The organism is Pseudomonas sp. Je.1.5.c, from assembly GCF_051129895.1.
Classification (GTDB): domain Bacteria; phylum Pseudomonadota; class Gammaproteobacteria; order Pseudomonadales; family Pseudomonadaceae; genus Aquipseudomonas; species Aquipseudomonas urmiensis.
Map to the genome: position 1 here is coordinate 1 of NZ_JBCPSP010000105.1, position 422 is coordinate 422.

1 protein-coding gene is annotated in these 422 nt (G+C 34.6%); it reads left to right on the forward strand.

The genetic code is table 11. The annotated features are described in order from the left end of the window. Nucleotides 1–24 precede the first annotated feature (24 nt). The coding region (locus AAZU54_RS27310; protein ID WP_434727898.1) for a CDP-glycerol glycerophosphotransferase family protein at nucleotides 25–422 on the forward strand (398 nt) is incomplete at its 3' end.

The following is a 422-nucleotide window of genomic DNA, read 5'->3' on the forward strand; positions in this document are numbered from 1 at the left end:
CCCCTTAAAAAACTGGCTTCGGATATGAAGGAAGTTCATATGCCAGGGACGACAACTGAAAAATACAAGCGTAATTTTTACAATGAATCTCAGAAATGGGACTATCTCGTTTCACCAAATGATTACTCAACAGAAATTTTTGAGCGTGCTTTTAAATTTGGAAAAGAAACGTTAGATGTTGGATATCCGCGTAATGATTTGTTATATCATCCAAAAGAAGAACAAGTGCAAATTGTGAAAGATATTAAGCAAAGGATTGGAATACCAGCAGATAAGAAGGTTGTTTTATACGCACCAACATGGCGTGATGATGAGTTTTATGAAAAAGGTAAGTATAAATTTAACTTGAAGTTAGATTTACAAGAGATGCAAAACCGTCTTGGGGACGAATATGTTGTGGCATTACGTATGCATTATTTAAT